This window comes from Actinomadura keratinilytica, from assembly GCF_039539665.1.
Lineage (GTDB): Bacteria > Actinomycetota > Actinomycetes > Streptosporangiales > Streptosporangiaceae > Spirillospora > Spirillospora keratinilytica.
Genome location: NZ_BAABDO010000189.1, coordinates 1 through 7,701 on the forward strand (window position 1 = coordinate 1; position 7,701 = coordinate 7,701).

Here is a 7,701-nt window from a genome sequence, read left to right on the forward strand (position 1 = left end):
AGCCGCACCGCGCGTCCGCTGGCCTCGCGGGCGGCGCGCACGGCGGCCAGCACCCGCCACGCCTGTTCCAGCCCGCCGGTGCAGACCAGGTCCGCGCCCCAACACACCGGCCCCGGGACCGCCTCGCCGGGGAGCGGCCCGGCCTCGCCGCCGCGCGGGGGCGCCGCGGGTTGCGCGACCACGCCGACGCCGACGTCGGCGGCCAGGGCGGCGTCATCGTCGGCGGCGGTGAGGACGAGCACGCCGTGCCCCTCCTCCTGCAGCCGCCGCACGTGCTCGGCGAGCGGCACGCCGGGGTCGAGCGCGTCGTCGGCCAGCGGCATCAGCTCGTCGGTCGAGGCGCTCTCGGTCAGCAGCACGCGCACGTCGTCGTCGTGCGCCGCGGTGAGCACCGCTTCGGCCAGGGGGTGCAGGCGGTGGCCGACGACGGCGCCGCCGCGCGCGGTGCCGTCGGCGTCGACGACGCGCACCCGCACGCCTCCGGCCCCCTCGTCGGCGCCGTCGTCGGCGACGCGTTCCAGCCGCAGGCCGCCGTCGCCGGGCCTGCCGTCCAGGCCGGGGTCGCGCTCCAGCAGCCGCGCCGCCGTCCGCCACGTCGACGGGTCGTCGGCGGACAGGATCTCCAGGTCGTCCGTGCACAGCACGGGCGCGTCCACCACCACCGCGCTGATCCGGTCGAGCCGCAGGTAGCAGGAGCCGTCCAGCGGGACGACCCCGGCGCGCGACAGCTGCCGGTCGAGCGTGGCGGCGAATCCGGCGCGGCCGTACCGGGCGGCGCGCGGCACGGTCGCCATGATGAGGTCGGCGGCCGTGCCCGGGTCGCGGGTCAGGGCCAGCACGGCCGCGGCCCCGCCGAAGGCGGCCAGCGCGGAGCGGTCGGCGGCCTTCTCCACCGGTCCGTCCGGCAGCGGGACGGGCCGTTCGGCGCGCAGCGGCGGCTCGTGCGGCACGCCGGCGGCGCACAGCCGGCGGTGCCAGCCGTGCCAGGCGGCGCGCCGCGCGTTCAGTTCGGCGATCAGCACGACGCGGTGCACGACGTCGACGGCCAGCCCGGCCGGCTCCTGGGTGAGCCCGTGCAGGGCGGCGTTGCCGACGGCGAGCACCAGGTCGGCGCCGTGCGGGCCGAGCCGGCGCTCCAGCAGGCCGCGCAGCCTCGGCTGGTGGTCCACCCAGGGCAGCACCATGCGGAACACGCCCGGCAGCCGCGGCGCGCGCGTCAGCCGCCCGGCGGCGGCCAGCGCGAGCGCCGCGCAGTCGGACGCCAGCGCGATCGTCTCGACGGTGACCGGGGCGCGGTCGGCGGGATGGGCGGACAGCGGGAAGGGCTCGTCGGGGAGGTCGTGGTCCTTCTCCACGTCGGCGATCACCGCGACCAGCCGCTCCACCGGCAGCGCGTCCTCGTCGAAGGCGCACAGGATCTCGCCGGTGACCGCGTTGACCTGCGCCCAGTGCACGCCCTCCAGCCGCCGCACGGCCGCGCCGACCGCCCGGCGCAGTTCGGCGGCCTTGCGCGCCCGCCCGACGGCGCGGCGGTGCAGCTCGATGCAGGCGCGTCCCTCGCTGGACCACACGCGGCGCCTGCCGTGCGTCCCGACCAGGCCGCTCAGCTCGGCGCGCCGGGAGAGGTCGGCGATCCGCGACCATCCGGGCGGCCTGGGCAGGGCGGGCGGCGCGGGCAGTCCGCGCGGCCGGTGCAGCGCGATCAGGCCGGAAACCGCGGCGGGCAGCGCCACCGCCACCTGCAGGCCCGGCAGCTCCGGCCGCGGCACGGGCGGTACCGGCGGGGCGGGCAGCGCCCGCACGGCCCGCCGGGGGACCTGCACGGCCGCCTCGGCGGCACCCCACGCCAGCCCGGCCGCGCACCCCGCCGCTTCGGCGGCCCCGGAGGCGACCCCGGGCACCATGCGCGCCGCGGATCGCAGCAGTCCCATGATCGGCATCAGCCCCCCACGCCTGCTGGACGTGACGGTCTGTGCAACTACCCCCGGTAGCGGACTCGACACCGGAACGCCGCGACTTTCGCGGCCCCCGGGACCGGCGGCCGGGCCCTGCCGGCGGGTCCGCCGCTAAGCCTGGGCGACCGCGCCGCCGGACAGCAGGTCGTCGACGTCGTCGAAGCCCAGTTCGGCCAGCACGGCGCGGGTGTCGGCGCCGGGGGCGGGGGGCGGGCCGCCGATCTCGGGGGCCGTGCGGGAGAAGCGCGGCGCCGGGGCGGGCTGGCGGTGGCCGCCGCGTTCCACGAACACCTCCCGCGCCGTGTTGTACGGGTGCTCGGCGGCCTCGCGCAGCGACAGCACGGGCGCCACGCACCCGTCGCCGGGCAGGAAGATCTCCGCCCACTCGTCGCGGGTCCTGGACTTGAACGCGGCGGCGAAGCGCTCGCGCAGCTCCGGCCAGTTCGCGGGGTCGCCGCGGTCGGGCAGGCCGGCGTCGGCCAGGCCGAGGCGCCGCAGGAACTCGGCGTAGAACTGCGGCTCCAGCGCGCCGACCGCGACGTGCTTTCCGTCGGCCGTCTCGTACACGTCGTACCAGGGCGCGCCGGTGTCGAGCAGGTTGACGCCGCGCTCGTCGCGCCACATGCCGCCGGCCAGGAACGAGTGGATGAACGTCGACAGGTGCGCGGTGCCGTCGACGATGGCGGCGTCCACGACCTGGCCGCGGCCGCTCGCCCGCGCCTCCAGCAGCGCCGACAGCACGCCGACGACCAGGTACATGCTGCCGCCGGCGAAGTCGCCGAGCAGGTTCATCGGGACCTGGGGCGGGCCGCCGGCGCGGCCGATGGCGTGCAGGGCGCCGGTGACGGCGATGTAGCCGATGTCGTGGCCGGCGCTGCGCGCCAGCGGCCCCTCCTGGCCCCATCCGGTCATCCGCCCGTACACCAGGGCGGGGTTGCGGGCCAGGCAGGCGTCGGGGCCGATGCCGAGCCGTTCGGTGACGCCGGGCCGGAAGCCCTCGATGAGCACGTCCGACCGCTCCACCAGGCGCAGCACGACCTCGCGTCCCCGCTCGTTCTTCAGATCGACCGCGATCGAGCGCTTGCCGCGGCCGAGGAAGTCGGCGGGCACGGGATCGGTTCCGCGGGCGGCCGAGGAGGCGCGGTCGACGCGGACGACGTCGGCGCCCAGATCGGCCAGCAGCATCGCGGCGAACGGCCCCGGCCCGATTCCGGCCAGTTCGACCACCCGCACGCCCGACAGCGGCCCCTTGCCCATCGACGGCCCCTTTCGCCTCGCGTCTCGCCTCTCGCGGTCCGCACCCTTCGCACGGAATGCGGTTCGACTTCCTAGTCTGCCCCATTCCAGTAAGCGAGTGCTGACCGGGCCCCGGCGGGCTCAGCGGGCGCGGGCGGTGAGGGTGATGGGGACGCCGGAGTGGTGGGCCGAGCGGGGGCTGGAGGCGACCAGCAGGCGGCCCCTGACCTCGGTCGCGCGCAGCGCCCCCTCGCTCTGGATGTGCGGCACCAGGCCCGGACCGGCCGCGGCGAGGTAGTACCAGCGTCCGGACGGCGCCTGCCACCAGGTGCCGCTGACCGGCCGGGCCGCGTCGCAGCTGCCGGTGGCGTGGTGGGCGCCGCGCCGCAGCAGCGTGGCCTCGCCCGCCGGGCCGCCCGCGGTGAAGGACAGGTTCGTGCACACCCACTCGGCGGTGCCGCCGCCGTGCGGCAGGGCTCCCGTCCAGAACTGCCGGGCCGACGCCTCGGTGACCGGGCGTTCCGGGCGGGGCAGCGCGCACGCGACCCGGTCCCACAGCCGCACGCCGTCGGCCGTCAGCGGCGCGGCGGCGCGCGCGCCGGAGGCGTCCTTCGCGCCGCGCCCGTCGGGGGCGGGGCGGCGCGCGTCGGGATCGGATGCGGCGGGACGCTGGGTCAGCACGGCGGGCCGGGGGAAGCCGAGGTCGCCCACCGTGCGGGTGCCGTCGGCGCCTTCGAGGCGCAGGAGGGGGCCGCGGCCGCACGGGGTCTTGGGGGCGGGCACCCGTTCGGTCACGCCCGCGTCCACCCGCACCTTGCGGCCGCCGGGCGTCGCGGCGCGGGTGTCCCATGGCGCGAGCAGGTAGCGGCCGCCTCCCAGCGGCAGGGGGGTCGAGCCGTCTCCGGCGGCGGCGGTAAAGATCTCCACGGGGCGCCCCTGCCCGCTGTAGCGGGCGACGCGGTCGCCGTTGCGCAGCAGCGCGGTGGGGACTCCGTCGACGTGCCCGGCGAACAGGAGCTGGGCGCCGACGTCGCCCCTGCCCGGCGGGCGCGGGGCGGCGGGCGAGCGGGCCCACGCCCTGAGCGCCCGCGTGGTGACGCGGCGGTCGCCGGCCAGGTCGCCGCGGGCGGGCCAGACGTCCAGGCGAGCCGGGCCGCCGCGCCGGGCGCCGGGCCCGGCGGTGAGCAGGTGCAGCCGGCGGTCGTCGGCCGGGCCCTCGCCGCCCGCCAGCGATCCTTCGTTCTCGGTGACCACCAGGGCGCCGCCGAGCGCGGCGGTCAGCGCCACGGCGGCGGCGACGGGGATGAGCGGGCGGCGGCGGACGGGGTGGTCCATCCCGGGGCCGAAGGCGAACGCGTCCGGCGGTTCCAGGTCCGGCAGCTCGGCGGCGTCGGCGGCGTCGATCACCGGCCAGGGGTCGCGGACGCGCAGCCTCAGCAGCTGGTCGCGCACCGCGTACCGGCGCATGCCCTCGACCCGCCGCAGCACCCAGGCCACCCGCACGGGCGGCTCCAGGTCGGCCAGCGCGGCGGTCAGCGCCGCGTCCGGCAGGCGGGCGGGCAGCGCGCGCAGCCACGGCCCCAGGCCGATGCGCAGCCGGCGGGACGGGCGCATCGCCCGGCGCAGCACGCGGGTCCGCTGCCGGGCCAGGTCGCCGCGCGGGCGGCGGGTGACGACCTCGTCGACGATCCGCCGGGCGACCGCCATCCGGTAGACGCGGCGCGCCCGGCCCGGCTGAACAAAATACGCCAACCGGACAAGCTCCCGATAATGCGTTTCCGCCTCGTTTCTCGTCGCCACTTTCTCCGGCATCGCGCCAGCTCCTCAGGCCGCGAGGGATGAATCGTCAGTGCGGACCGAGAGTAGGAAGCGCCGCCGACGGGCCGTGCGGGTTTGGTGGAACGATTAACTACGACGCCCGATAATTCCCACAATGTCGCGACGAAATGGCGTCCCGCCGATCGCACGGGGCGCACGCTGGGGGCACACGACGCCCTTCCGCCCCCCCTTCCGCGCCCTTTGCGCGGAAGGGGCGGCGGCGGGCGCACCGGGCCGACGGGGCGAACCCCCCGCTCCCCGACGTGTCGCATGTGCTCGCCGAACCGCCGGAACGGAACGAACGCGGGGGCGGTCCGGAACGTCCTACCCTGTGGGATCGCCGACGCGAACCGAGAATTCCGAGGTGGACGTGGACGTGGCAAGCGCTGACGCGGGCAGCATCGCCGACCTGTGGGATCGGCTGACCGGAACGCAACCGGACCCTCCGTGGTGGCTGGTGATCCTGGTCGGCCTGCTGGCGCTGGGCGCCGTGGTGCACGGGCCCACCTGGCGGGTGGCGCGCAACGTGGTGACGATCGCGCACGAGGGCGGGCACGCCCTGATCGCGCTGGCCACCGGCCGCAAGCTGGACGGCATCAAGCTGCACTCCGACACCTCCGGCGTGACCGTCTCGCGGGGCAAGCCGCACGGCCCGGGGATGGTGTTCACCGCGATGGCCGGGTACCTCACTCCCCCGCTGCTCGGCCTGCTGTTCGCCCTGCTGCTGGCCGGGGGCCGCGTCACGCTGATGCTGTGGTTCTCCCTGGCGCTGCTGGCCGGGATGCTCGTGATGATCCGCAACGTGTACGGGGTGGCGTCGGTGGTGGCCACCGGCGCGCTCATCTTCGGGGTTTCGTGGTTCGGCGGCGACAAGACGCAGGCGGGGTTCGCCTACCTGGCCGCGTTCTTCCTGCTGTTCGCCGCCATCCGCCCGGTCGTGGAGCTGCAGCGCATGCGCGCCCGCCACATGGCCCCGTCCTCCGACGCCGACCAGCTGGCGCACCTGACGGGCGTCCCGGGGCTGGCCTGGGTGGGCCTGTTCGCGGCGGTGTCGCTGGTGTCGCTGCTGGCGGGCGCGGCGCTCATGGCGCCCGACGCGTCGTCCCTGCCCGATCTTCCCCTGCTGCCCGGCGTCTGACATTCCGCCGGAGGCCGTGACCATTCCGCCGGAGGCGGATGCTCCCTCTTCAGGGGAATGTCAGACCCGGTGGATATTTTCGGCGTCGTGAGCGATCGATGGGGCCGTGAGCAGGTGCTCGCGCTCGCGCCCGACGCGGCGTCGGCCAAGGCCGCCGCCGGTGTCGCCAGGCCCGCCAAGTGGAGCGGGACGGGCGCCGACGGCGAGGCGGTCTGGGGCGAGTGCCAGGGCAGCGGCAGGAGCACCTACCGGGCGTGCGTCGATGTGACCGAGCCGGCGTTCCGGTGCACCTGCCCGAGCCGCAAGTTCCCCTGCAAGCACGGGCTCGCGCTGCTGCTGCTGTGGAGCGACGGGACGGTCGGCGGCGGGGAGCGCCCGCAGTGGGCCGCCGAGTGGATCGAGGGGCGCCGCGCCCGGGCCGAGAAGGCGCGCGAGCGCAGGGCCGCCGCGGCGCCCAAGGCAGCGTCCAGAACCAGGGACCCCAAGACCGCCGAGCGGCGCCGCCGCCGGGTCGAGGAGGGGCTCGCCGAGCTCGACCGGTGGCTGTGCGACCAGGTCGCCCAGGGGCTCGCGCAGGCCGAGCACGCCCCCTACCGGGTGTGGGACGACGTCGCCCGCCGCCTCGTCGACGCCCAGGCCGGCGCGCTGGCCGGGCAGGTCAAGGCCCTGGCGGGGCTCCCGCGGCGGCCGGAGTGGCCCGACCGGCTGCTGGAGGAGTACGCGCTGCTGCGGCTGCTGGTGCGGGCCTACCGGCGCGGCGAGGAGCTCCCCGAGGGGCTGCGTGAGACGGTCCGCGCCCGCGTCGGCTTCACCCTGTCGCAGGACGAGGTGGCCGAACGCGGCGAGCGGGTCCGCGACCGGTGGTGCGTCACCGGCGCCCACGACTCCGAGCAGGACCGGCTCACCACGCGGCGGGTGTGGCTGCGGGGCCGCCGCACGGGCCGTCCCGCGTTGGTGCTGTCGTTCGCCGCGCCCGGGCGCCCCCTGGACACGTCCCTGGCGGTGGGCACGGAGTTCGACGGGGAGCTGGTGTTCTACCCGGGGGCGCAGCCGCTGCGGGCGCTGGTCGGCGAGCGGCACGGCCCGGCCGAGCCCGCGGTGCCGGGCGGCACCACGGTGCAGGGGTTCCTGGACGAGCACGCCGCCGCCCTGGCGCGCGACCCGTGGCTGGACCGCTGGCCGGTGACGCTGGCGGCGGTGCGGCCGGCCCGGTCCGCCGACGGCGCCCTGCACGTCATCGACGAGGCCGGGGACGCGCTGGCGCTGCGGCCGACCGACCCGTGGCGGCTGCTGGCGGTGTCGGGCGGGCGCCCGGTCGTCTTCTCCGGCGAGTGGACGCCGCGCGGGCTGCGCCCCCTGGCGGCCTGGCACGAGGACGAGGGGATGGTGGTGCTGTGAGCACGGCGCCGGGCGGGGTGTGGAACGAGCACGTCACCGCCGCCCTGCTGGGGACGCGGCGCAGGCCCGCCCCGGCCCTGCCGCAGGCGCCCGCCGAGGCCGGCGACGCGGCGGAGCGGCTGCTCGACCAGGAGGCGCTGCTGACGGTGCGGCGGC

The 7,701-nt window shown here is 77.4% G+C and carries 5 protein-coding genes; 2 read left to right on the forward strand and 3 right to left on the reverse strand.

Annotated features, from left to right (window positions below):
- From ABD879_RS31255 to ABD879_RS31265, 3 genes are all read right to left on the reverse strand, one after another.
- The coding region (locus ABD879_RS31255; RefSeq protein WP_345025366.1) for a hypothetical protein at positions 1 to 1,931 on the reverse strand (1,931 nt) is incomplete at its 3' end.
- A 135-nt stretch (positions 1,932 to 2,066) separates the two neighbouring features.
- Positions 2,067 to 3,212 (reverse strand): CaiB/BaiF CoA transferase family protein, encoded by a 1,146-nt coding sequence (locus tag ABD879_RS31260; protein WP_345025367.1) that lies wholly within the window; start codon positions 3,210 to 3,212, stop codon positions 2,067 to 2,069.
- Positions 3,213 to 3,332: 120 nt separating this feature from the next.
- On the reverse strand, positions 3,333 to 4,943 hold the full coding sequence (locus tag ABD879_RS31265; RefSeq protein WP_345025369.1) for a hypothetical protein: 1,611 nt from the start codon (positions 4,941 to 4,943) through the stop codon (positions 3,333 to 3,335).
- Positions 4,944 to 5,385: 442 nt separating this feature from the next.
- Between ABD879_RS31265 and ABD879_RS31270 the strand changes: the two genes are divergently transcribed.
- Positions 5,386 to 6,147: a M50 family metallopeptidase gene (locus ABD879_RS31270; protein WP_345025370.1), complete on the forward strand. Its 762-nt coding sequence runs from the start codon at positions 5,386 to 5,388 to the stop codon at positions 6,145 to 6,147.
- A gap of 87 nt (positions 6,148 to 6,234) precedes the next feature.
- Positions 6,235 to 7,545, forward strand: coding sequence for an SWIM zinc finger family protein (locus ABD879_RS31275; protein ID WP_345025371.1), 1,311 nt, complete (start codon positions 6,235 to 6,237; stop codon positions 7,543 to 7,545).
- The last annotated feature ends 156 nt before the right edge of the window (positions 7,546 to 7,701 follow it).

Excerpts from the sequence above, each read along its gene's own strand:
- ABD879_RS31260 (WP_345025367.1), bottom strand. The coding sequence starts at position 3,212 with ATGGGCAAGGGGCCGCTGTCGGGCGTGCGGGTGGTCGAACTGGCCGGA.